General features: G+C 42.6%; 21 protein-coding genes and 1 other annotated feature. Of the genes, 6 read left to right on the top strand and 15 right to left on the bottom strand.

The genetic code is table 11. The features are described 5' to 3' along the window. Nucleotides 1-202: 202 nt before the first annotated feature. The 5 genes from AC4EHK_RS05150 to AC4EHK_RS05130 all read right to left on the bottom strand — a co-directional run bounded on the left by AC4EHK_RS05150 (nt 203) and on the right by AC4EHK_RS05130 (nt 6071). Nucleotides 203-1141, bottom strand: coding sequence for an ABC transporter ATP-binding protein (locus AC4EHK_RS05150; protein ID WP_490977713.1), 939 nt, complete (start codon nt 1139-1141; stop codon nt 203-205). Beyond that, nucleotides 1141-2196, bottom strand: a complete 1056-nt coding sequence (locus AC4EHK_RS05145; RefSeq protein WP_490977712.1) for an ABC transporter ATP-binding protein — start codon at nt 2194-2196, stop codon at nt 1141-1143. The genes AC4EHK_RS05150 and AC4EHK_RS05145 overlap by 1 nt, the downstream gene beginning before the upstream one ends. Nucleotides 2197-2211: 15 nt before the next feature. Beyond that, nucleotides 2212-3240: an oligopeptide ABC transporter permease gene (gene opp3C, locus AC4EHK_RS05140; protein ID WP_490977711.1), complete on the bottom strand. Its 1029-nt coding sequence runs from the start codon at nt 3238-3240 to the stop codon at nt 2212-2214. After that, nucleotides 3240-4175 carry an oligopeptide ABC transporter permease gene (gene opp3b, locus AC4EHK_RS05135; RefSeq protein ID WP_490977710.1) on the bottom strand — a complete coding sequence of 312 codons (936 nt, stop codon included), beginning with the start codon at nt 4173-4175 and terminating at the stop codon, nt 3240-3242. The genes opp3C and opp3b overlap by 1 nt, the downstream gene beginning before the upstream one ends. Before the next feature lie 186 nt (nt 4176-4361). After that, nucleotides 4362-6071 carry a peptide ABC transporter substrate-binding protein gene (locus AC4EHK_RS05130; RefSeq protein WP_490977709.1) on the bottom strand — a complete coding sequence of 570 codons (1710 nt, stop codon included), beginning with the start codon at nt 6069-6071 and terminating at the stop codon, nt 4362-4364. A gap of 282 nt (nt 6072-6353) precedes the next feature. On the opposite strand from AC4EHK_RS05130, the gene AC4EHK_RS05125 reads away from it, so the two are divergent. Together AC4EHK_RS05125 and trpS are read left to right on the top strand one after the other, a co-directional pair. After that, nucleotides 6354-6656: a DUF3899 domain-containing protein gene (locus AC4EHK_RS05125; RefSeq protein WP_490977931.1), complete on the top strand. Its 303-nt coding sequence runs from the start codon at nt 6354-6356 to the stop codon at nt 6654-6656. 43 nt (nt 6657-6699) lie between these two features. After that, nucleotides 6700-6912 (top strand) — a binding site (T-box leader). Between the two features lie 44 nt (nt 6913-6956). Beyond that, a complete protein-coding gene (gene trpS / locus AC4EHK_RS05120) occupies nt 6957-7943 on the top strand; it encodes a tryptophan--tRNA ligase (protein WP_490977708.1) in 987 nt (328 codons plus the stop codon). Nucleotides 7944-7988: 45 nt separating this feature from the next. Here the strand turns inward: trpS and opp4A are convergent, their stop codons facing one another. The 7 genes from opp4A to AC4EHK_RS05085 all read right to left on the bottom strand — a co-directional run bounded on the left by opp4A (nt 7989) and on the right by AC4EHK_RS05085 (nt 16520). Next, the gene (gene opp4A, locus AC4EHK_RS05115) at nt 7989-9815 is read right to left on the bottom strand and encodes an oligopeptide ABC transporter substrate-binding protein (RefSeq protein ID WP_490977707.1); all 1827 of its coding nucleotides are present in this window, start codon (nt 9813-9815) and stop codon (nt 7989-7991) included. Between the two features lie 116 nt (nt 9816-9931). After that, complete coding sequence (locus tag AC4EHK_RS05110; RefSeq protein ID WP_490977706.1) at nt 9932-10843, bottom strand: ABC transporter permease; 912 nt, start codon at nt 10841-10843, stop codon at nt 9932-9934. A 25-nt stretch (nt 10844-10868) separates the two neighbouring features. Then, nucleotides 10869-11831 carry an oligopeptide ABC transporter permease gene (opp4B, locus tag AC4EHK_RS05105; RefSeq protein WP_490977705.1) on the bottom strand — a complete coding sequence of 321 codons (963 nt, stop codon included), beginning with the start codon at nt 11829-11831 and terminating at the stop codon, nt 10869-10871. A 5-nt stretch (nt 11832-11836) separates the two neighbouring features. After that, a complete protein-coding gene (locus tag AC4EHK_RS05100; protein ID WP_490977704.1) occupies nt 11837-12772 on the bottom strand; it encodes an ABC transporter ATP-binding protein in 936 nt (311 codons plus the stop codon). Beyond that, nucleotides 12759-13775, bottom strand: a complete 1017-nt coding sequence (locus tag AC4EHK_RS05095) for an ABC transporter ATP-binding protein (protein WP_490977703.1) — start codon at nt 13773-13775, stop codon at nt 12759-12761. Before AC4EHK_RS05095 ends, AC4EHK_RS05100 begins: the two co-directional genes overlap by 14 nt. A gap of 543 nt (nt 13776-14318) precedes the next feature. Beyond that, the gene (fabF, locus tag AC4EHK_RS05090) at nt 14319-15554 is read right to left on the bottom strand and encodes a beta-ketoacyl-ACP synthase II (RefSeq protein ID WP_490977702.1); all 1236 of its coding nucleotides are present in this window, start codon (nt 15552-15554) and stop codon (nt 14319-14321) included. 27 nt (nt 15555-15581) lie between these two features. Continuing rightward, nucleotides 15582-16520 carry a beta-ketoacyl-ACP synthase III gene (locus AC4EHK_RS05085; RefSeq protein WP_490977701.1) on the bottom strand — a complete coding sequence of 313 codons (939 nt, stop codon included), beginning with the start codon at nt 16518-16520 and terminating at the stop codon, nt 15582-15584. Nucleotides 16521-16707: 187 nt separating this feature from the next. On the opposite strand from AC4EHK_RS05085, the gene AC4EHK_RS05080 reads away from it, so the two are divergent. Further along, nucleotides 16708-16896, top strand: a complete 189-nt coding sequence (locus AC4EHK_RS05080; RefSeq protein ID WP_490977700.1) for a DUF2929 family protein — start codon at nt 16708-16710, stop codon at nt 16894-16896. A 29-nt stretch (nt 16897-16925) separates the two neighbouring features. Here AC4EHK_RS05080 and AC4EHK_RS05075 read toward each other — a convergent pair whose 3' ends face one another. From AC4EHK_RS05075 to AC4EHK_RS05065, 3 genes are all read right to left on the bottom strand, one after another. Then, the gene (locus AC4EHK_RS05075; RefSeq protein WP_490977699.1) at nt 16926-19067 is read right to left on the bottom strand and encodes an ATP-dependent Clp protease ATP-binding subunit; all 2142 of its coding nucleotides are present in this window, start codon (nt 19065-19067) and stop codon (nt 16926-16928) included. A gap of 211 nt (nt 19068-19278) precedes the next feature. Beyond that, nucleotides 19279-19587, bottom strand: coding sequence for a metal-sulfur cluster assembly factor (locus AC4EHK_RS05070; RefSeq protein ID WP_215100039.1), 309 nt, complete (start codon nt 19585-19587; stop codon nt 19279-19281). Between the two features lie 67 nt (nt 19588-19654). Further along, the gene (locus tag AC4EHK_RS05065) at nt 19655-20425 is read right to left on the bottom strand and encodes a prolyl oligopeptidase family serine peptidase (protein ID WP_490977698.1); all 771 of its coding nucleotides are present in this window, start codon (nt 20423-20425) and stop codon (nt 19655-19657) included. 159 nt (nt 20426-20584) lie between these two features. Here AC4EHK_RS05065 and AC4EHK_RS05060 point away from each other — a divergent pair, with 159 nt between their 5' ends. Genes AC4EHK_RS05060 through AC4EHK_RS05050 form a run of 3 tightly spaced genes read left to right on the top strand, consistent with a single transcriptional unit; the run spans nt 20585 to nt 23613 of the window. Further along, complete coding sequence (locus tag AC4EHK_RS05060) at nt 20585-21391, top strand: Cof-type HAD-IIB family hydrolase (protein ID WP_490977697.1); 807 nt, start codon at nt 20585-20587, stop codon at nt 21389-21391. A gap of 21 nt (nt 21392-21412) precedes the next feature. Beyond that, nucleotides 21413-22282: a DegV family protein gene (locus AC4EHK_RS05055; protein ID WP_490977696.1), complete on the top strand. Its 870-nt coding sequence runs from the start codon at nt 21413-21415 to the stop codon at nt 22280-22282. After that, nucleotides 22279-23613 (top strand): CoA-disulfide reductase, encoded by a 1335-nt coding sequence (locus AC4EHK_RS05050; protein ID WP_490977695.1) that lies wholly within the window; start codon nt 22279-22281, stop codon nt 23611-23613. Before AC4EHK_RS05055 ends, AC4EHK_RS05050 begins: the two co-directional genes overlap by 4 nt. Nucleotides 23614-23645 lie beyond the last annotated feature (32 nt).

Raw genomic sequence — 23645 nt, 5'->3', positions numbered from 1 at the left:
AGAGCTGTACACCGCCAATTGATCATAGTTTTTATATCCATTGTTCTTCCATTCTATCATTTATCTGACAAATTGAAATATATTTATTGAATAAGCAGACAAAATTTTCTAAAAAAACTATTCATTAGTATTTAATTATTTGCATTCCAAAATGATTTCAACCAAAAAAAAACGATGTCCCGGAGAGGACATCGTTCTTGTATTAATTGCTGACTGAAGCTGCTTTAATCGATTCAAGTTCACGTTCTGAACATTGAACAAAATGCCCAGGGCTGATTTCTCTCATACGCACATCATCAGCTTTTGTATAATCATGAACTGCAGGATCGTAAGACTTACGCACCCGGTTGCGCTCGTAGTTTGGATCTGGCAATGGAATAGCTGACAATAACGATTGCGTATACGGGTGCAATGGATTCTTGTATAACTCTTCTGCTGGTGCCAATTCTACTAACTTACCGAAATACATTACGCCAATGCGATCTGAAATGTACTTGACCATTGATAAATCATGAGCGATAAAAAGGAAAGTTAATCCCTTCTCTTCTTGAAGTTCCTTCAATAGGTTAACGACCTGTGCCTGGATTGAAACATCCAGCGCGGAAATCGGCTCATCGGCAATGATGAAATCAGGATCTACAGCTAAGGCGCGGGCAATTCCAAGACGCTGGCGTTGTCCACCTGAAAACTCATGGGGATAACGGTTCGCGTGCTCTTTGTTCAAACCAACAGTCTCCAGTAAGTCATAGACCATCTGTTTGCGTTCAGCCGGATTTTTTGCAAGTCCATGAATATCGATGCCTTCTGCAATAATGTCCATAACTTTCATCCGCTGATTCAAGGAAGCATAAGGATCTTGGAAAATCATTTGCATTTTACGGTTGAATTTCTTCAGTTCCGTCTTTGATTTTTTGCCATGGACGTTTTCGCCTTCATAGTAAACATCGCCATCAGTGGCGTCATATAAACGAATGATTGAACGGCCGGTGGTTGATTTCCCACAGCCCGACTCGCCAACCAATCCTAAAGTTTCCCCTTTGTAAATATCAAAGCTAATGTCATCTACTGCGCGGACTTCATTTGCTTTACCGATATTGAAATACTGTTTCAAGTTTTTAATTTCAAGTAGTTTTTCAGCCATTAAACCGCGCCCCCTTCATAATATCTGCTTCCCGGGAATTTCTTCATACGCTCAATAACGGTCAGTGGCGGTTCCACTTGTGGCGCATCAGGGTGCAATAACCAGGTAGCAGCCGAATGGGTTTCACTAACTTTGAAGAATGGAGGGTTTTGCTCCATATCAATTTTTAGTGCATATTCACTGCGTAGAGCAAAAGCATCTCCTTGCGGTGGATCCAACAAATCAGGTGGAGTGCCTGGAATTGCATATAATTTAGCATCTTCCGTGTCAAGCGATGGCATAGAACTCAGTAAGCCCCATGTATAAGGATGTTGAGGGTTATAGAAAATTTCATCGACTGTACCGATCTCAACAATTTTCCCGCCATACATCACTGCTACACGATCTGCTACGTTTGCCACAACACCAAGGTCGTGTGTAATGAAAATGATAGAAGTATCAATTTTCTTCTGCAGATCTTTCATCAATTCCAAGATTTGAGCTTGGATTGTTACATCAAGTGCAGTTGTAGGCTCATCTGCAATTAAAATTTTTGGGTTGCAAGCCAAGGAAATGGCGATAACAATCCGCTGGCGCTGGCCACCCGAAAATTGGTGAGGATATTGCTTCATCCGCAATTCAGGTTTTGGCATCCCTACAAGACGCAACAAGTCAATTGCCACTTTTTTGGCTTCGGTGGTGCTAATTTTTTGGTGTTTCAGCAAAGGCTCTGTTAATTGACGCCCAATTGGCATTGTTGGATTTAAAGACGTCATTGGATCCTGGAAAATCATCGAAATTTCTTTTCCACGGATTTTCTGCATTTCTTTGTCGTTCAACTTTGTCAAATCACGTCCGCCAAATAAAATTTCACCACTTTTAAATTCCGCTGAATTTTCTGGCAGCAAACGCATGATGGATTTTGTCGTAACAGATTTGCCTGAACCCGACTCTCCCACAATTGCTAAAGTTTCGCCTTTATATAGATCAAAGTTAACCCCACGTATTGCTTTAACTTCCCCGCCTTGGGTGTTAAAGGAAAGCTCGAGGTCTTTTACTTGTAAAATTTTCTCCATTATCAACTTTCCTCCTTAATCTTTCATCTTCGGATCGAGGGCATCACGAAGTCCGTCACCAATCAAGTTAAACGCAATCATGATTAAACTTAGCAAGACAGCCGGGAATGCTAAAATATGCGGTGAAAACTGAATCAATGCATATCCATCGTTAATCAATGTTCCGAGTGAAGCGTCCGGTGCTTGTAGCCCTAGTCCGATAAAGCTTAAGAAAGCTTCAAAGAAAATAGCACTTGGAATGGTGAACATCGTGTTGATGATAATAACGCCTAAAACGTTCGGCATCAAATGTTTCCAGATTATGCGTGTGTCACTTGCCCCTAGTGTACGGGCGGCTAAAACAAATTCCTGGCTCTTATATTTAAGTACTTGACCACGAACGACCCGCGACATGCCGGTCCATCCGGTTATGGTCAAGGCGATTATAATGGCCAATATTCCCGGATCCATAATTAAAATAAACAGGATAACTACAACCAAGTTAGGAATACCTGTCAAAATTTCGACAATACGCTGCATAAAGTCATCAACGCGCCCGCCGAAGTATCCAGAAATCCCACCATAGATAACACCGATCAACATGTCAATCGCAGCTGCCACAAAGGCTATGAATAAAGATACCTGAGTACCTTTCCAAACGCGAGAGAACATGTCACGGCCCAACCCATCAGTTCCGAACCAATAGTTAACTTCAACATTTTTCATTTCGTATAGGTCGACTTCCTGTCCACCTAATGTACCGACGCCGTCGAAAATCCCAAGATTCTCAACTACCGGAATTTTCGGTGGCAAGTTTGCGTGAGTGATTGTTTGTGCATTCGGCTCATATGGGCTGATTATCGGACCTAGAAATGCCATTATGACAACCAAGCCAAATAAAATTAAGCTGAACAGCGCACCTTTGTTTTTGCGAATACGGTACCAGGCGTCTTGCCAGAAGCTGACGCTTGGTTTTGTGATGCGCTCTGCTTGATGGGAATCTAATGTAATCCGCTCGAACGACCCTTTTGGAAGTTCCGGGATTTTATCAATTTTTTGAGTCATTAACTTTTACCTCCTGAAAGACGGATACGAGGATCAATGACACCATACAAGATATCTACCAGCAAGATAATCACAATTAGGAATACGGAGAAGAAAATTGTAGTTCCCATGATGATAGAAAAATCGTTGACCATGATCGATTTAACAAATTGTTCCCCGATGCCTGGAATTGCAAAAATCTGTTCTACGACGAGTGATCCTGTAAGGATTGATACAGCCATTGGTCCAAGAACCGTTACCAATGGAATCAATGCGTTCCGGAATGCGTGTTTAAATGCAATCTCAGACCCGCTTGCGCCTTTAGCTTTTGCCAATGTAATATAATCTGAACCAAGAACTTCAATCATCTCTGTACGGATAAAACGTGCTGCTGTAGCAAGTGGGAACATTGCCAGTGCGATAGACGGCAACACACTCGACATAAAGCCATCTTTCCACAAAGCAACCGGGAATAGTTCCCATTTCAATCCAAACCAATATTGAAGCAATGAAGCAAATACGAAGGAAGGAATCGAAATTCCGACAATCGCTACAAATGTGCTGGTGTAATCAACCCAAGTATTTTGTCTTAAGGCGGCAATCATACCTAACAAGATTCCCAATACCGTTCCTAAGATCATACCTTGAAAACCAATTTGTGCAGAAGGACCCATTCTACTTAAAATGACATCAGTAACTTCTGCACCTTTAAATTGATTGATGGAAATTCCTAAATCACCTTGCACTAAGCCAAACATATAATTGAAATACTGAACCGGAAGCGGTTCATTCAATCCATATCTAGCTTCTACGACTGCCCTTTGTTCTGGAGATAATTTATCTGCGGAAGCGACGGGGGATCCTGGTAAAATTTTCATTAAGAAGAATGTAAAAGTAGCGATCAGTGCTAAAGTGATCACCATATAAATTAAACGCTTGCCAATATACTTCGCCATAGTGCACCTCCAAATTATTTCTATTTGACAAGCCCCTTGCATTTAAAATGCGGACTTGCAGCATTCATTAGTTAGCAGAAAATGGTCAATTTTCGGTTAATTGCTTCACATTAGAAAAGAGAGTATATCGACCTAAAAATGCGATATACTCTCTTTCTATTTTGTTTTTACAGTAACGGGATTAAATTATTCTTTGCCCGAAATGTATGCCCATTTGTAGCTGTAATCTCCACCGAATGGGTGTGTAACGATTCCGTTAACATAAGGCTGTTGAAGAGACATCAAACCACGCTGATAGATTGGCGCGATTGCAGCGTCATCTTCAAGAAGGATTTTTTCAGCCTGTGCCATTGCTTCCCAACGTGCAGCAGGATCTGTTGCCAATTCGCCTTTAGCTGATTCAACTAAAGCGTCATACTCTTCATTTGAGTAAGACATTTTGTTCTGTGCAGATCCAGTAACAAACAAGTCAATGAATGTCATAGGATCCTGGTAATCAGGTCCCCATCCAGCAGTTTGGATGTCATAGTCCTGAGCTTCGTCAAGTTCTAAACGAACTCCGAAAGGTACTGCTTTAAGGTTGATTGTCAAACCTTCAAGGTTAGTTTCAAGTTGTTCTTTCAAATAAGCATCCATGTTTTTAGCAGTTTCAGTGTCTCCACCTAGGATTTCAAGAGTAACTTCTTCTACTCCCAATTCTTCAAGGCCAGTAGCCCAATGTTCTGCAGCTTCTTCAGCGTTGAATTCAACAAGATCTCCATTAACATCACGGAAGTCTGTGTTGCTTTCATCGAAAGTAAATTCAGTTGGTACTAAGTAGTTAGCTGGCAATGAACCGTTAGCTAATACTACGTCAACCAAATCTTGCTTGTTAAAGCCTTTTGCAATTGCTTGGCGAATGTTTACGTTTGATAATGCATTTTCTTCGCCGTTACGTTCTTGGTTAAGTTTGAAGTAGAAAACAGTTGGTTCCAATTCAGTAACCAAGTTTTCGTCATTTGCATATTGCATTGCAAATTCACCGCTCAAACCAGCACGGTCTTTTTCACCAGAGTTGTATAGGTTAACTGCAGTAGCAGGTTCTTTTACAACATCTACGTTGATCGTTTCAAGTTGAACTGTTTCAGCATCCCAGTATTCAGGATTTTTTTCCATTGACCAAGTTAAACCAGTACCATCCCAGTTAGTTAATGTGAATGGTCCGTTAAAAATTAAGTTTTCAGAATTAGAAGCATAAGCATCGCCTGCTTCAGTTACGAAAGCTTCGTTCTGTGGGTAGAAAGTTGGGAAAGCCATTAATGACATGAAGTAAGGAACTGGACGTTCAAGTTGTACTTCAAGAGTGCTGTCATCTACAGCAGTAACTCCAAGTTCAGAAGGTTCCATTTCGCCTTCAGAAATTGCAGTAGCATTTAGAATTGAACCAGCCATCATGTATGCTCCGTATGGAGAACCTGTAGCAGGATCAATTGAACGTTGCCAAGAATAAACGAAATCATTTGCAGTAACTGGAGTACCATCTGACCAGTTTGAATCACGTAATGTAAATGTGTAAGTCAAGCCATCTTCACTAACTTCAGGCTCGCCTTCAGCGATTGCTGGTTCAGCTACATTTTCCTGATCTAAACGGAAAAGGCCTTCGTTAACGTTGTTGAAAATGTTGAATGCAACTGCATCTTCAGCTAAAGAAATATCCATAGTAGGAATTTCAGCGCTTTCCATCAAGTTAAGAACTTGTTCAGCATCCGGTTCTCCACCAGTAGCTTCTCCTGTTTCAGTTCCCTCGTCTGTCTCTGCAGGTTCAGTTCCTTCTTCGTCTCCGCCGCCACATGCTGCTAGAAAAGCACTTAGAACTAAAACTAGGCTTAGTAGCCAAAAAATCTTGCTGTTCTTCACTAAATTGACCCCCTCGAATTTTCTGAAAAATTGGTACAAGGCTAATTATACATAATATTTTTTTCTTGTACAGAACTTTTTTTGGAAATTTTTACACTCTTGTAACAATTCCGTTACATTGTTATTACAGAACACCGCACGAATATTGGATTTGTAAGCGTTTTCTGCGTCTACGATAAATGAAGATTTTTTTGATTTTTTTTTAAATTTCTTCTACAATTGAGAAGAATCGAGGTGCCCAAGGTGAAAAAAATCTTTTTTTCAGTAATAATCATTCAGCTAATGATTTTTATTACAATATTTTTTCGGACAGAGAGCTTATCTCTTCTGTCATATATTAACAACTCATTCGTATATGGTGGGATTCTAATGTTTTTCGGTTTGTGGGTTTTCGTCGTACGGACAGGTGTATTTGATATATTCACAATAAGTATGAGAAAAGCATTTAAGCTGAAATCGACATTGGACGATGATGAAATGCGTCCTCCTTCCGAAACACTTGGCTTTTCAAGCGCACCATTGCTCGTTACCGGAACTATCACCTTGCTGTTAATGGCAATTTGTCTCGTAATTTATAGCCTCTAGTATTGCTTCCTAAAATGCTTCTGTATTATACTAATAAGATATAAAATGAGCGTTGAAAAAGAAGAGTAAATGCAGTTCCTTCTATATAGAGAGTCTGTGGTTGGTGAAAACAGATGGAGTGCTGCATTGAATGGACTTTTGAGCTGAATCGGTGAACAAACGAGTAGCCGGTTCCGTGTTCTTCACGTTATGAAGAAGAGTGGCCGGCGACGGCAACTAGGGTGGTACCGCGGAAAACACATCATTCGTCCCTTTTTTATGGGATGTGTGCTGTGTTTTTTACTTTGAGGAGGAATTGGAATGAAAAAAATCTTTTCAGGCGTTCAGCCTACTGGAACGGTAACACTCGGGAATTACATAGGTGCTTTTAAACAATTTACCGATTTGCAGGATGAGTACGACTGCATCTTTTGCATCGTGGACCAGCATGCCATCACGATGCCTCAGGATCGCTTAGAACTTCGCAAGAATATTAAAGCATTAGCAGCACTGTACCTGGCTGTAGGCATTGATCCTGATAAAGTGACCTTATTTATCCAGTCTGAAGTGCCAGCGCACGCACAAGCCGGATGGATGCTTCAATGCGTTTCAACCATTGGAGAACTTGAACGTATGACGCAATACAAGGACAAATCGGCTAAAAATGCTTCTGTGCTCGCTGGATTGTTGACCTATCCGCCATTAATGGCCGCTGATATTTTGTTGTACCAAACCGATATCGTACCGGTTGGAGATGACCAAAAACAGCATATTGAACTGACGCGCGATTTGGCAGAAAGATTTAACCGAAAATACAACGATATTTTTACAATTCCTGATATCCGTGTTCCGAAAAATGGCGCACGCATCATGTCGCTTCAAGACCCAACCAAAAAAATGAGCAAATCCGACACCAATAAAAAAGCAATTATTACTTTGCTTGATGACTTGAAAACGATTGAAAAGAAAATTAAAAGTGCCGTTACCGACTCTGAAGGCATTGTCAGTTACGATCCAATCAACAAACCCGGTGTGGCTAACCTATTGACCATTGAAGCTGCGTTGACTGGTGAAACAATTGATAGTCTGGTTGCGAAGTACGAAGGTTCCGGATATGGGGATTTTAAAGCCTCTGTGGCAAAAGCCGTCACTGAGCATTTAGCACCTATCCAAGAGCGATATGCCGCTTTGGTTAATTCGGATGAACTGGACAAAGTTCTGGATACTGGCGCTGAAAAAGCCAATGTCCTGGCAAACAAAACATTAAAGAAAATGGAAAATGCCATGGGTCTGGGACGAAAAAGATAACATCAAAAAGGAGCTGCATAATCGCAGCTCCTTTTCATTCGGTTTTTATTCTGCAGTGATTGGTGATTCTGCACTGACTGCAAGTTCATTCAAATAGACTTCCGTTCCATCGCCGATTGCGTAGTTTAATACGCGATCGTTAACCGGGCTTAAGACTGCACGGTATAATGTCGGGAATACTGGAACTTCTTCAACCATCAACTGCTGCCATTCATTGTAAACTTCCTGACGGTATGGCAGGTCAAATGATTCTTCTGAGCGCCCTTCTGCAAGAAGACGCTCATTTTCTTCATTTTCCCAACGGCCAAAGTTGTAAATAGCATTGGCACCGTAAAGTCCTGAAGGATCTACGTCAATACCGACTCCCCATGCAGCCTGATAAACGTCTACATTTGGATCATCTTCTCCGCCGTTTCCGACACGGTCATAAAACGAGTTGAATTCAAGCATTTCCAAGTTCACTTTCAAACCAACAGCTTCCCAAGACTGAACATAGTATTGTGCCAATGGTTCAGCTGTGTCGCCGCCTGTCATTGAGATAAAGTTAATTTCAAGCGGATTGCCTTCTGGGTCTTCACGCAAACCATCTCCATCTGTATCTACATAGCCTGCATCATCCAAAAGCTGATTTGCTGCTTCAGGATCATACGCACGGCCTTCATTGCTGTCGTCATGGAATTCAGGGTGGGATGGTGGAATCAATGTTGTCGCATTCCAACGCAAACCGTTGTAGAAGCGTTCGCCTACTGCTGTGTTGTCTACCGCATGCCACATCGCCTGACGAAGTTCCTTGTTATTCATTTTTGCTTCAGGATCATAAGCTACAGTGCTGCTTTCAGCATCCCACGTTCCTAACTTAAAGCCGATGTATGTGTAGGCGCGATCAATCGCTCCCAAATACTCTACGTTGGACATTTCAGCATTGTCTGGGAATTGATCTACCGGGAATTCGCTGATCAAGTCAACTCCGCCAGTTTCCAGTTCCTGAACAACTGTTGAACTGCTGATTACTTTGATTGTGACGCCATCAAGGTTTGGTTCACCGCGCCAGTAGTCTTCGTTTTTGGTAAGAGTTACAGACTCACCAGGTACGATGCTGTCTACTTTAAACGGTCCAAAACCGATTGGGTTTTCGCGCACTTCAGGTGAAGAAGAAATGTCGGCAACTGCCATGTCTCCAAAGATATGTTTAGCCAATGGATAAGACCAGATGCTTCCTGTCAAAAGAGAAGGTGTAGACTCGATGTACGTAATAGATAAAGTCTTGTCATCAATTACTTCAATACCAGAAATTGTGTCTGCTGATCCACTATTGTATTCTTCCATTCCTTCAATGTTCGTGAAATCAGAGTTGTAACGCGGGCCATCATAATCAGGGTTTCCGATGACTTCGTGTGCAAACAACCAGTCTTCTGCCGTTACAGGTTCACCGTCATGCCAGTTGACATTGTCGCCAATGGTGAAAGTGAATGTACGGCCGTCTTCTGAAACTTCATAGGTTGCTGCCCCGTCATTTGTGTAGACATAGTTCTCATCCCAAGTCAGTAAACCTTCATCAAACCATTCAAGGATTTCAGCATCCGGCGCACCAGAATAGAAATTCCAGTTTAAGGTCCCTTCAAATACAGTATCCGATACTAAACCAAATGTAATAGTTCCGCCATCAATTGCTTCGCCTTCATTTGTTTTTACATTGTTGAAATCTTCGATGGAATACATTCCGCCATTTTCAAGCTCCTGTCCGCCATCTGAAGCAGTTTCTCCGCCGCCTTCTTCCGTAGAAGTTTCCTCATCACCCGAACAAGCTCCTAATATCAAAACAAAAGACAACATTGGCAATGCTAAATATCTAGACCACTTATTTTTCGGCATTCTCTGTTTCCTCCTCTTTCTTTTCAAATAAAGTTCTTTTGGACTGCTGTTGTACTTGAATAGAGTTAATTCTGCCTGGTACTGAGAACCCTACTCCCCCTTTTCCCCACTTTTTGTTACCCTCTGCGCTGTCGGGCATCGGTAGCGCGTTTTAAGGCTTGCCCGACGTTATTTATACAAAGCATCAAGACAAAAATTAGTATTGATGCCGGCAACCAAATCCACCATCTTAATTCAAGTGTTTGAGGGTTTCTTGCATAACTGATCAAGGTCCCCAAACTTGGAGTCGATTCCGGGAAGCCAAACCCTAAAAAGGAAAGGCCGGATTCGATTCCGATATTGCCTGCCAAATTTAACGTCATCGTCACAATAATGATCGAACTAAGGTTTGGCAGAACTTGAAAGAACATAATTTTAAAATCAGATGTTCCCAATGTCTTAGAGGCTTTTACGTAATCCAACTCTTTTTCCTGAAGTGCTTTTGAACGGATTAGCCGTGCAATCCCCATCCACAAAAAGGCGGTCATGATTAACGAGAAAGAGACGATGCTGTATCCAGGTACTGCTGTAACGAATGCAATAACAATCATTAAAATTGGCAATACCATAAAAAAGTCAACAAAACGCATAAAGACATTGTCTACTGTGCCGCCGTAATATCCAGAAATCAGGCCAACCAATATGCCAATGATTCCTGTCAGCAGCGTGACCAAAAATCCGATAGCCAAAGAATTTCGGGTCCCAATAATCAGTTGCCCAAAGATGTCTCGCCCACCGTAATCGGTACCTAGCCAGTAAGTAGCGGATGGTGGTTCATAGAGCGCAAAGAGATCGACTTTGATGATTTCGGACTGGTCCATAATGATGGATGTACCAAAAACGCCAACAATGATCAGGAACAAAAAAAGTAGAGAACCAAATGCAATTTTGTCCCTTATTAATTCTCTCAGTAATATACTGAATCCGGATGGGCTTTTTCCAAGATCCACATCTGGGATTTGTACTCCGCTATCTTTATCAATTCTCATATTTACACCTCAAAATTATCATTTATTATTTAATCCGAATACGTGGATCCACCAAACTCAAGATGATATCAGATAACAAAGCACCAATAATAGCTGCAAGTCCGAACAATAGGACAAGAGCTGTCATTACGCTGTAATCGCGTAAACTGATAGACGAAAGGAACAACTCACCCATTCCAGGATAGCCAAAAATATTTTCAATGAATATCGTTCCGCCAATCAAACCGGTAATTTCGTAGCCGAAGAACGCTGCGATTGGAAGCAAGGAATTTCGCAATACGTGGCGATTGTAAACCCTCGATTCAGAAGATCCTTTAGCACGGGCGGTTACAATAAAATCCTTTTGTTTTGTATCAATGATTTCACTTCTCAAATATTGGACTGTGGATACCGTCGTGATTAATGCCATGGACAATGCCGGCAATAATAAATGATTCACCTTGCTGATAAAATATGCAAAGGTCCCTGGTTCAGTACCTGGGGCAACACTGCCACTTGTTGGGAACCAGCCTAGCTGGAATCCGAAAATGAACAACATCACCAATGCGAAAATAAATAATGGAGCTGCGAATCCGATGTACGTGTAGCCAGTAATAACGCGGTCCAACCATGTATCGTTAAAGCGGCCGCTGATAATACCTAGTGGGATAGCAATTAAGTAAGTCAGGATCAATGTCGCAAGAGACAGCCACAATGTATTGACCATGCGTTCGCCTATCAGCTCCGACACTGGCATTTTAAAGCGGAATGATTGTCCAAAATCTCCCTGCAATACGCCTCTAACCCAATCAAAATACTGAACATACCATGGATTGTTCAACCCAAGTCGTTCTCGCATCGCTTCGATTGTGGCCGGGTCGATGTTCGGATCAATTAATCCGGTCAATGCATCTCCAGGCATCGCCTGCGCTAAAATAAAGACCAAAATACTTAAAACAATAATTTGCGGGATTGTAATGAGTGTCCTGCGTACAATTAGTTTCCACATACCATTCAACCTCTCTCAGGCAATGCTACTTGATGGGTAGCTGAAATTGATTTTAACGAGAAAGGCAAACCTTCTTCATCAAAAAAGTCTTTTTCCAGCTTGTCGTATTCGGATTTGACCAATTTACGGTTTTCATAATGCATGTCGCGATTGCGTGGATTGCTATCTGGAATGGCTGCAATCAAGCGCTTCGTGTAAATATGCTGTGGATTCGTGAAAATTTCTTCTGAAGTGCCATGTTCAACATAGCGCCCTTTGTACATGATGCCGATATGGTCGCACATGTGGCGGATAATGCCTAAATCATGGCTGATGAACAAATAAGTTAAGTTCAATTCTTTTTGAATTTCACGCATAAAGTTCAGCACCTGGGCTTGAACAGATACATCCAACGCTGAAACCGGTTCATCTGCAATGATTAGTTTAGGGTTCAGTGCAATTGCCCGGGCAATACCGATCCGCTGCCGCTGTCCGCCCGAAAATTCATGCGGGTATTTATAAATAGCTTCAGGACTGAGCCCTACCAACTCCATTAATTCCTGAATTCGGACACGTTCTTCTTTAGGAGAGAGATTTTCATAATTGCGAAGCGGTTCGGCTACAATATCTGCAACCCGCTTTTTAGGATTTAGTGAAGAGAACGGATCTTGAAAGATCATTTGAATATCTTTTCGTACGTCGATATATTCTTTTTTGCTGATAGAAGCTAAATCTCTGCCTTCAAACATCACTTTTCCTGAAGTTATATCATTCAATCCGATAATTGCTCGTCCCGTGGTTGTTTTTCCAGACCCGGATTCTCCAACCAATCCATATGTTTGTCCTTGTTCAATTGAAAATGAGACGCCATCTACTGCACGAACATGATCTTGAACCGTCTGAAAAACGCCTCCACGCACGGGAAAGTGAACTTTCAGGTTTTCAACTTCAATTAGCGACATAATTGTGCTCCTCCTCGGCTTGTTCTGGGAAGTAAAAGTCCTGGTAGCACGTGCAGCGCACATAGTGGCCGGGACTAATCTCATGGAGTTCGGGTGAAGCTTCATGTGCAGATTCTTCAATCCAAGGAATTCGTGAAGCGAACCGGCAACCGGTTCTTGGCAAATTCTGCAACGAAGGCACAACACCTTGTATTACGTGAAGTTCTTCTTTGACATCATTTAACGTCGGTATTGAGTTTAAAAGAGAACGGGTATACGGATGCTGCGGATTTTCCATTAATGTGTAAACATCAGCGATTTCTACAATTTGTCCTGCATACATCACGGCTACTCGATCCGCCATTTCTGCCACTACTCCTAAATCATGAGTAATGAGGATAATGCCAGCGTGTATCGTCTCTTTCAGCTCTTTGATCAAATCTAGAATTTGGGATTGTATCGTTACATCAAGGGCAGTAGTAGGTTCATCAGCAATTAGCAGTTCCGGCTGATTTGAAATGGCCATCGCAATGACAATGCGTTGCCGCATTCCCCCAGAAAGTTCGTGCGGATATTGGTGATATGTTTTTTCGGGGCGGGGAATGCCAACTTGGTTCAGCAAATTAATGACTTGCATCTTTCGCAGGTTTTTGGAACTTTTCGGATTGTGGAGAAAGATCGCTTCATCGATTTGAGCACCCACCACCATAAGGGGATTTAGCGCAGAAAGAGCATCTTGAAAAATCATTCCCATTTCTTTTCCTCTCAGCTTTTTCATTTGATTGGAGCTTGCTTGTACTAAATTATTGCCTTTGTAATTAATTTCTCCTTCAATTTTAGCTCTTGTATGAAGCCCCATAATCGAAAATGCAAACGCACTTTTTCCAGAACCTGACTCACCTACAATTGCCAGCACTTCATTTTTTTTGACTGTCAACGTAACATCATCAACTGCTGCATAATGGTGGTCTTTAATTCGAAAAGACGTTTTTAAATTCTTGATGTCCAGCAACACTTCACTCACATTTATACCTCCTCAACATAAAACTGCGTCATAGCCATCATCTTGTATCGAACAGCCTATCTCGCTTTTTCAATCTTCTGACTTATTGAGTCAAAAAAATAAATAAATTTGAATCTAGAAAGTTTACTAAAAGTTAGTATGTTTTTTTTGAATAATACTAACTCTTCATAATATTATTACAATAAAATTACAAAAACAACATAATTTTTAATTTTCTTAAAAATCAACTTTTCTAAAATTAGTTATTTGGCTGTTAAACGCTGGTCTATCAACTTTATAAAACACTTAAGTTTTTAGACATTACTAGTTGTTTCCACAAATCAACTAGATGGCAAATGCTATTTTTTCACTTGCATCATGAATCCACTACATCAATACTATTTTTTCTTTAATCTAGAATAACATATTGCCGACTAATTATCGGAATATTTTTTCAATTATTATAAAATTTTAGATGCATCACCTATTTTTTTACTTTATATGTAATAAAAAATGGCAATTTACAGTGTCAATCTGTAAATTGCCATTTTCTATGATTGAAGGTTAAATCTTTTTGAATACTAAGGAAGCATTGTGCCCGCCAAATCCAAGTGAATTGCTCATCGCAAACTTAAGATCTGCTTTGCGTGCTTTGTTTGGAACATAATCCAAATCGCATTGCTCATCCGGCGTTTCATAATTAGTTGTTGGAGGCATAATGCCTTCCTTCAATGCTAGTGCTGTAAAAATGGCTTCAACTCCACCGGCAGCTCCAAGTAAATGGCCCGTCATGGATTTTGTAGAGCTCATTCCCAGCTTATAAGCATGCTTGCCAAATACTGTTTTCACAGCCATAGTTTCGTATAAATCGTTATATGGTGTGCTTGTGCCATGGGCATTGATGTATCCAACTTCTGTTGTTTCGACACCAGCATCTGCTAATGCTTGCGCCATGGCGCGGGCTGCGCCTTCCCCACCCTCAGCCGGAGCTGTAATGTGATGCGCGTCTCCAGTTGAGCCATAGCCGACAACTTCTGCATAAATTTTCGCGCCGCGCGCTTTGGCATGCTCATATTCTTCAAGGATAACGATGCCCGCGCCTTCACCGATAACGAAACCATCCCGGTTTTTATCGAATGGGCGCGATGCTGTAGCTGCATCTGGATTAGTCGTCAATGCCGTATTGGCTGTAAATCCAGCTACCGATAATTGAGTGATCGGTGCTTCTGCCCCACCTGAAATCATGGCGTCTGCATCTCCGCGCTGAATAACTTTAAAGGCATCGCCGATGGAGTTTGTGCCTGAAGCGCAAGCTGTCACCGAACACGAGTTGATGGCTTTCGCGCCAAAATAAATTGATACTTGGCCGGATGCCATATCCGGAATGATCATTGGAATCAGGAAGGGGCTAATGCGACGGACACCGCGCGTATTTAACACGTTCATCTGATTTTCAATGGTCTCCATTCCACCAATTCCCGAGCCAATCCAAACGCCCGTCCGCAATGCTGTTTTTTCATCCAACTCAAGATTCGCATCTTTCATTGCCATAATAGAAGCAGCCAAAGCATAATGCGTGAAGCGATCCATTTTGCGTGCATCTTTCTTTTCGATATAATCTTCTATCGAAAAGTCATTCACTTCCGCAGCAATTTTCGCAGAATATAAATCGGCATCCAATCTCGTTAATGGCCCAACCCCGGATTCACCGTTTTTCACAGCTTCCCACGTTGTTTCAATATTGTTTCCTAATGGTGTTACAGCACCAATTCCTGTAATGACTACACGACGGTTTTCCATTCTATTTTCTTCCTTTCGCATACCTAATTATTTGCCCCACTTCATAGCTATTGCGCCCCATGTCAAACCGCCGCCAAAACCGACCATAACGATTACATCGTCGTCTTTGACCCGGCCTTCTTCGACGTCTTCGACTAGAGAAATCGGAATCGATGCCGCTGAAGTGTTGCCGTATTTGTGAATTGTTTTCGACATTTTTTCAACTGGAAGACCTAAACGTTCTCTCGATGCTTCCATAATGCGAATATTCGCTTGGTGAGGAATAAGAAAATCGACGTCTTCTTTTTGCAATCCCGCTTTTTCAATGACGTTTATCGCTGACTCGCCCATTTGGCGCACAGCGAACTTGAATACTTCTCTGCCGTTCATTTGCAGATGATCCCTGTCGTCCTGATACAGGTGTTTGCCTCCTGAACCGTCTGCACCAAGTTCGAAAGACAGAATGCCGCGGCCTTCCGATACTTTGCCGATTACTGCTGCTCCAGCGCCATCACCGAATAGAACTGCGGTGTTGCGGTCTTCCCAGTCGGTGATTTTCGATAATTTCTCCACACCCACCACTAAAACATATTTATAAACATCAGAATCAATGAATTGTTTTGCCGTAATAACCCCATACATAAATCCGGCACAAGCAGCAGAAATATCCATAGCTGCAGCATTGACAGCACCAATTTCCTGTTGAATTACACAAGCCATCGATGGAAAAGGCTGGTCTGGCGTCACGGTTGCAACTAAAATCAACCCAATTTCAGCAGGATCGATGCCAGCGTCTTCAATCGCTTTTTTTGCAGCTTCCCGTGACATGTCGGAAGTGTCTTGATCGTCTTTCGCAATCCGTCGTTCTTGTATGCCAGTCATCGTACGAATCCACTCATCACTGGTATCCATGCGCTGCTCTAATTGAAAGTTTGTTAGTCTGTCTTCCGGCAGACACCTGCCTAAACCGATTATTCCAGCATTCATTGTATATCCCTCATTTCAATTATCATCATATATTAGTACCTGGTGTTAATAATACGCCACTAACTAGCTAATTTCAACTAACTGACATATTTCCGACAATTTTTTTTCATTCTTTCCATTCTTTCTTTCTGTCCGTCAAAGCTTATGCTATGATTAAACTAGATATTCTATGTAGAGGTGAAACTAGATGCAATATATTGGAACATTTTTATGGTCGTTCTTTTTGATTTCTTTGCTCAATTATGTTGTAAGCGCAGTTCAGAACGTACCTTTCGATTTTATGATGGGTGTTTACATTTCAATTGGGGTTACAATTTTGATTTTTGTAATGTCAGCGATTATCCCAGAGGGACCTGCTCCTGAAAAGCATTTATAAGAAAAAGAAGCATAATCCGGATGTCCGGATTATGCTTCTTTTTTGTTAATGATAATTTGATTATTTTCATCCATCGTCAATTGCAGCTCTGTATTGGCTATGATTCCGCCTTTAATCAGTTCACGAGCAATATTGGTTTCGATATTGCGTTGGATAAAACGTTTTAACGGGCGTGCTCCAAATATCGGATCAGTTCCAGCTTCAACAATGTGATTGATGACTGATTCGTCTACAATCAGTTTAATATGTTGTTGATTGATGCGTGCAGCCAGTTCGGCAATCATTTTCTTAGCTATACCATAAAAATGGGTATTGGTAAGCGCATGGAAAATAACGATGTCGTCAATCCGGTTTAACAGTTCCGGCTTGAAATGCCTACGTAATTCACCCATGACAATGTCTTCAATATCGTGTTCGCTACTGGCATCGCTGATATGCGCAGATCCAATGTTGGAAGTCATGATCACTACAGTATTCGAAAAATTGACAAGCCGTCCTTGGCTGTCGGTAATGCGCCCATCATCCAAAATCTGCAATAAAATATTGGCAACGTCCGGATGCGCTTTTTCGATTTCATCAAGCAGGACAACCGAGTAAGGATTACGGCGCACCGCTTCAGTCAACTGTCCGCCTTCCTCGTAGCCGATGTAACCTGGAGGTGCACCGACCAGCCGAGATACGCTGTGTTTCTCCATATACTCAGACATATCAATCCGAATAAAATGATCTTCCGAATCGAATAAGTTTGCGGCTAATGCTTTGGCCAATTCTGTCTTCCCGACCCCAGTAGGCCCCAGGAAAATAAACGAGCCAATTGGTTTCCGCTCATCTTTGATGCCTGCGCGTGCTCTCCATACGGCTTCCGTCACCAGCTCGACTGCCCGATCTTGGCCAATTACACGTTCTTTTAAAGTATCGCCTAGCCGCAGCAGTTTATCGCGCTCGCCTTCTACCAATTTCGTGACCGGAATTCCCGTCCATCTGGCGACGATTCCTGCAATTTCTTCTTCCGTCACTTCTTCACGCAGCAATCGTTCAGCGCCTTCCTGTTCCAAATCCGCTTCCAAAGCCTGCAATTCCTTTTCAAGCTCAGGAATTTTGCCATGTTGCAAAACAGCAGCCGCGTTCAAATCGTAACGATTTTCCGCATCTTCAAGTTGTCTGCGGAATTGATCCAGCTGCTCCCGTTTTTCCTGAATTTTTTTCAACGATTCTTTTTCTGTGGTCCACTGATTTTTCATACCTGCAGAAGAATCCCGCAGTTCCTCGATTTCTTTTCGCAAGGTTTCCAATCGCGTTTTGCTCGCTGCATCTTTTTCTTTCATTAAGGCCTGCTCTTCAATTTCTAATTGCATAAGACGACGCGTCACTTCATCAAGTTCCTGCGGCATTGAATCAATCTCTGTACGAATCATTGCACACGCCTCATCAATCAAGTCGATGGCTTTGTCCGGCAAAAAGCGCTCGGTGATATACCGGTCGGACATTGCAGCCGCTGCTACAATCGCCCGGTCATGAATGCGGACGGCGTGATGCAGCTCAAAACGTTCTTTTAACCCACGTAAAATGGATACCGTATCTTCAACTGATGGTTCTCTCACCATCACCTGTTGAAAACGGCGTTCCAGTGCTGGATCTTTTTCAATATGCATCCGGTACTCGTCCAGCGTGGTCGCCCCGATACAGTAAAGTTCCCCACGCGCAAGCATCGGTTTCAGCATATTGCCTGCATCCATCGCTCCTTCTGTTTTTCCAGCCCCAACAATCGTGTGGATTTCATCGATAAACAAGATGATTTGCCCTTCACTGTCTTTGACCTGTTTGAGGACACCCTTTAAACGTTCTTCAAATTCTCCGCGGTATTTCGCACCCGCAATCAAGGCACTCATATCAAGTTCGTAAATAGTTCGATTCTTTAAGCCCTCCGGTACATCGTTTCGTACGATTCGCTGTGCCAGACCTTCAACAATTGCTGTTTTCCCAACACCCGGTTCGCCGATCAATACCGGATTGTTTTTGGTTTTCCGTGACAGGATCCGAATAACGTTGCGGATTTCCTGGTCGCGACCGATTACAGGATCCATTTTCCCGGATTGCGCCTGCTCCACCATGTTGCGGCCAAACTGTTCCAACGGAGATTTTTGTTCTGCGTTATTTGGAGATTGGACCATACCAACCACACCTTTCAATTAGTTTGACTATCTTTGACTAATTAGATTATAGTCAAATTTTCAGGAATAAGCAATTATTATGGATTTAAATTTCATGCACTTAGAAGTTAGACTATAGAATTAAAAATTACTTATTGCAGCGATCTGCGTAGGATTTTCTGCAGAAAAAAACCTTGGCGGAATAAAATCCGACAAGGTTTTTTAAAAGTAATTATCTAACGCCAAGCGCCATTTTTGCGTAACGTGACATATGGTCTTTGCCCCAGACGGGTGTCCAGACGATTTTAACATCGACTTCTTCCACTTCAGGCAATTCGTACAAAGCAGCTTTGACCATTTCTACGATTTGAGGTCCCATAGGGCATCCCATTGACGTTAACGTCATCGTCACTACTGCAAAGCCATCTTCAGTCACCATTACATCATATACAAGCCCGAGATTGACAATGTCAACTCCCAATTCGGGATCGATTACTGTTTCCAATGCACCCATCATGCTGTCTTTCATATCTTGATCCATTATAAATCCCTCCCTTTACTAGTAGTACCATCTTATCAAACTTTAGGCGGAATTGAAATTGACACGCTTACTCTGTCTTCAAATGTTTCGCCAGCCACTCCGTCGCTTCAAGCATTCCTTTTCGGCTGACGGCATGCCCCGCTTCTCTTTCACGAGTAAATGCAATGTTTTCCGGTGTCGCTTTATAGTGTTCTTTCAGTTCTTTGAACAAACGATAAGTTGGCTCAAATGGCACTGTTACATCCTGTTCCCCGTGCCAGAAATAAAGGGGGCGGCTATTAAATTTCGGCTGGTTCTTGCCGCTGTCAAAAATAGCTAAAGTCGACAGCATACGCTCGCGTTCGTCTGCACTGATCGGCAGCTGGAACCCTCTCGATTCGTATTGAGCCATTTGTGCCTGCGCCAGCTCTACGTAATTTCCTGCACCCATCATGACAGCTGCCGCCCGAATCCACGGATACACGGTCAGTGCCCCTAAAGTAGTGATGCCTCCCATGGAAGTACCGCCTACCCCAGGTTCTCCAGCAACCAGTCCCTGTTCATGTAATTCTTTGTGTAAAAACGCCAGCTCTTCGATCGAAGTCAAGACAATCTCCCAAAACCGCAAACTGATTTGAACCTCATCTGATCCTTCGCTTCGTTCTCCGTGCAGTAACGCATCCGGTAAAATGACACGCATCCCTTTTTCAGCCAATTGGTAGGCATAATGCAAATTATGCTCTTTAGCGCTCATATGGCCATGAAAAAAAACAACTGTTGGCAATGCCGTCTCCGCTGTTTGATCCGGAGTTATATGAAGCAACGGGATATGTCCCCATATTTGTCGTTGAACTCTCAACTGCATTCACTTCCTTCATTATTCATCCTACCAATCTTCCAGAAATCCGGCAATCACCAATTCTTTTCCAATTGAATCTTTGCATTTCCTCAACATTTTTTGACGAATCCTGTGCTTTATCGCTACACTAGGAATAGATAGAAAGGAGACGGCTATATTATGAAACAACATTTAATCGTTCTTGATTTGGACGGAACCTTATTAACAGACCAGAAAGTCATTTCAGCAAAAACAAAACTAACTTTAAATAAAGCAATTGAAGCAGGGCATGAGGTGATGATTGCAACGGGACGTCCATACCGTTCCAGTGAGACTTACTACAAGGAGCTGGGATTGACGACACCAATTGTGAACTTTAACGGTGCCTTTGTACATCACCCAACCAACAGCCACTGGGGAACTCACCATACCCCTATTGGATTAGACGTAGTGCACGAAGTGGTCGAATCCATGCATGATTATGATTTCCATAATATTGTTGCGGAAGTCCTCGACGATGTTTATGTCCACCATCATGACGAAAAGCTCATGGATATTTTCCGATTTGGCGATCCGACCATTACAACAGGCGATTTGCGCAACTTCTTGAAGACAGATCCAACCTCTATTTTGATCCACGCCCCTTATGAACGGGTACAGGAAATTCACGACCATCTGTCATCTGTTCATGCCGAAGTGATTGACCATCGCCGCTGGGGAGCCCCTTGGCACGTGATTGAAATTGTCAAAAGCGGCATGAGCAAAGCAGTTGGCTTAGATCGTGTTTCCAAGTCCCTCGGCATCTCGAGAGAACACATCATCGCCTTTGGGGATGAAGACAACGACCTTGAAATGATTGATTTTGCGGGGGTTGGCGTGGCAATGGGCAACGCAATTGACCCTTTGAAAAATATTGCTAATGAAATTACGTTATCAAACAACGAAGACGGCATTGCTGAGTTGCTGATTGACCGACTGAAACTGTAAATTAAAAAGGGGGATTTGCTTATGAGATTATTTGCTGACAGCGCATCAGACTTGCCAAAGGATTTTTTTGATAATGAACAAGTCGTTTTATTTCCACTGCGTGTCCATATTGGAGATCAGGATTATGAAGATATCCGGGGCATTCAGTCGATTAAAGTATTTGAAACAATCCGTGCAGGCAATCATCCAAAAACGTCACAGGTTTCTCCTGAAGAAATGCTGTCCGCTTTTGAGCAGCTGGCAAAAGACGGAGATGAAGGTTATTATATCGCCTTTTCTTCTGAGCTATCCGGCACATACAGTACGGCGGTGATGGTAGCCGATCAGGTTCGGGAAGAATATCCTGATTTACAGCTGACTATACTGGATTCAAAGGCCGCTTCACTTGGCTATGGCCTGCTGGTAAAAGAAGCTGCTAGATTGCGGGATGCTGGACAGCCGCTGGAAAAAATTATTGAAAAGACTCGCTTTATGGCCAATCACTTGGAAAGCCTCTTTACTGTAGAAGACCTGGATTATATGGCGAAAGGCGGGCGTATTTCCAAAGGAAGCGCTTTTGTTGGCGGATTGTTGAACATCAAGCCATTGCTTCACGTAGAAGAAGGCAAGCTGGTGCCCATCGAGAAGTTACGGGGACGCAAAAAAGTCATCAAGCGAATGATTGAACTAATGAAAGAACGCGGGGGACAATTGGATCAGCAAACCATTGCCATTAGCCATGGCGACGATGAAGAGTTCGCAAATGTTCTGAAGCAGGAAATCGAAGAGAACTTTAACCCTCAACATGTTGAAGTCCATATGATTGGTTCAGTCATTGCTGCACATACCGGTCCCGGAACTTTGGCATTATTCTTCTTTAATCAGATTGATCAGGAGCTGATCGGACGTTGAAAAAAATAGTCATTGTAGGCGCAGTTGGCGGCGGCGCAACAGCTGCGGGCCAAATTCGATACTATGATCCAGAAGCGCATATCGTGGTGTTTGACCGTGATTCTACTATGTCTTACGCAGCATGCGGCACTCCCTATGTCATCGGCAACGTCATAAAAGACGAAAGCTGCATTATTATGGCAGATCCCGAACAATTTAGAACCAAGCGCAATATCGATGTGAAATTGCGCCACGAAGTGCTGAAAATTGATAGAGAGGCCAAAACAGTTTTGGTCCGGAATATGGAAACCGGTGAACAATGGGATGAGCCTTACGATGCGTTAATCTTGTCACCCGGCGGCTCCGCCATTGTACCGGAAGTTGAAGGGCTTGATTCGTCAAAGGTTTTCACATTGCGCAGCTATGGGGATATGCAGAAGATTGATCAGTTTATCAAATCCACACAGCCCAAAAGCTGTATCGTATCCGGCGGCGGGTTTATCGGCCTTGAAATGGCAGAAAACTTGAAAAACCTCGGTTTGGATGTTTCGCTGGTGCATAAATCTCCCACAATTATGTCCATTCTGGATAACGACATTTCATTGATCATCGAAAAAGAGTTGTCGCTTCATGGGGTCAAATTGATTACAGGGACTTCAATTGAAAAAACTGACGGCACAACCATGAAGTTGCAAAATGGCATCGAGCTTCAGGCTGATTTTATTATCATGAGCATCGGCTTGAAACCAAATACAGAACTTGCTGAAAACGCCGGACTGACAATCGGTGAAACCGGTGGCATTCAAACCAATGAATTTATGCAAACTAACGATCCATCTGTCTATGCAATAGGTGATGCTTCCGAAAATGTTGACATGGTGACAGGCGATCCCAAGAGAGTCCCGCTTGCTTCTCCCGCTCACCGGCAAGCATTTATCGCAGCACGCCATTTGATGGGAGACAAAATAGCGAAAAAAGGATTGCTTGGCACATCTGTCTTGAAGATTTTCTCATTGACAGCTGCCATGACTGGATTGAATGAACAGGCAATCAAAGACAAAAATTTGGATTTTGCCACGGTCATCCATACTGGCAATTCCAATGCCGGCTACTACCCAGAGCATTCGCAACTCACGTTAAAGGTCCACTACGATCCAAAGACCCGTAAAATACTAGGTGGACAATGTATTGGCGGCAAGGGAGTCGACAAACGCATAGATGTCCTCGTCACTGCCATTTATGCCGGGTTGAGCATCGACGATTTACAGGCGCTTGAGCTTTGTTATGCCCCTCCCTACTCTTCGCCCAAAGACCCGATCAATATGGTTGGCTATAAGGCCATCACTAAATAATACCGCCATTAAAACAGGCAACGATAAAGCGA

The sequence above is a fragment of the Planococcus sp. TJ-307 genome (assembly GCF_058268435.1).
The sequence above is the reverse complement of the archived record's forward strand: the minus strand, read 5'-3'. Positions and strand labels throughout refer to the sequence as shown.

What these genes read in the sequence shown, in the direction of transcription:
- AC4EHK_RS05150 (WP_490977713.1), bottom strand. Translation starts at nt 1,141, where the DNA reads ATGGCTGAAAAACTACTTGAAATTAAAAACTTGAAACAGTATTTCAAT.
- AC4EHK_RS05145 (WP_490977712.1), bottom strand. Translation starts at nt 2,196, where the DNA reads ATGGAGAAAATTTTACAAGTAAAAGACCTCGAGCTTTCCTTTAACACC.
- opp3C (WP_490977711.1), bottom strand. Translation starts at nt 3,240, where the DNA reads ATGACTCAAAAAATTGATAAAATCCCGGAACTTCCAAAAGGGTCGTTC.
- opp3b (WP_490977710.1), bottom strand. Translation starts at nt 4,175, where the DNA reads ATGGCGAAGTATATTGGCAAGCGTTTAATTTATATGGTGATCACTTTA.
- AC4EHK_RS05125 (WP_490977931.1), top strand. Translation starts at nt 6,354, where the DNA reads ATGATTTTTATTACAATATTTTTTCGGACAGAGAGCTTATCTCTTCTG.
- trpS (WP_490977708.1), top strand. Translation starts at nt 6,957, where the DNA reads ATGAAAAAAATCTTTTCAGGCGTTCAGCCTACTGGAACGGTAACACTC.
- opp4A (WP_490977707.1), bottom strand. Translation starts at nt 9,815, where the DNA reads ATGCCGAAAAATAAGTGGTCTAGATATTTAGCATTGCCAATGTTGTCT.
- AC4EHK_RS05110 (WP_490977706.1), bottom strand. Translation starts at nt 10,843, where the DNA reads ATGAGAATTGATAAAGATAGCGGAGTACAAATCCCAGATGTGGATCTT.
- opp4B (WP_490977705.1), bottom strand. Translation starts at nt 11,831, where the DNA reads ATGTGGAAACTAATTGTACGCAGGACACTCATTACAATCCCGCAAATT.
- AC4EHK_RS05100 (WP_490977704.1), bottom strand. Translation starts at nt 12,772, where the DNA reads ATGTCGCTAATTGAAGTTGAAAACCTGAAAGTTCACTTTCCCGTGCGT.
- fabF (WP_490977702.1), bottom strand. Translation starts at nt 15,554, where the DNA reads ATGGAAAACCGTCGTGTAGTCATTACAGGAATTGGTGCTGTAACACCA.
- AC4EHK_RS05085 (WP_490977701.1), bottom strand. Translation starts at nt 16,520, where the DNA reads ATGAATGCTGGAATAATCGGTTTAGGCAGGTGTCTGCCGGAAGACAGA.
- AC4EHK_RS05080 (WP_490977700.1), top strand. Translation starts at nt 16,708, where the DNA reads ATGCAATATATTGGAACATTTTTATGGTCGTTCTTTTTGATTTCTTTG.
- AC4EHK_RS05075 (WP_490977699.1), bottom strand. Translation starts at nt 19,067, where the DNA reads ATGGTCCAATCTCCAAATAACGCAGAACAAAAATCTCCGTTGGAACAG.
- AC4EHK_RS05070 (WP_215100039.1), bottom strand. Translation starts at nt 19,587, where the DNA reads ATGGATCAAGATATGAAAGACAGCATGATGGGTGCATTGGAAACAGTA.
- AC4EHK_RS05060 (WP_490977697.1), top strand. Translation starts at nt 20,585, where the DNA reads ATGAAACAACATTTAATCGTTCTTGATTTGGACGGAACCTTATTAACA.
- AC4EHK_RS05055 (WP_490977696.1), top strand. Translation starts at nt 21,413, where the DNA reads ATGAGATTATTTGCTGACAGCGCATCAGACTTGCCAAAGGATTTTTTT.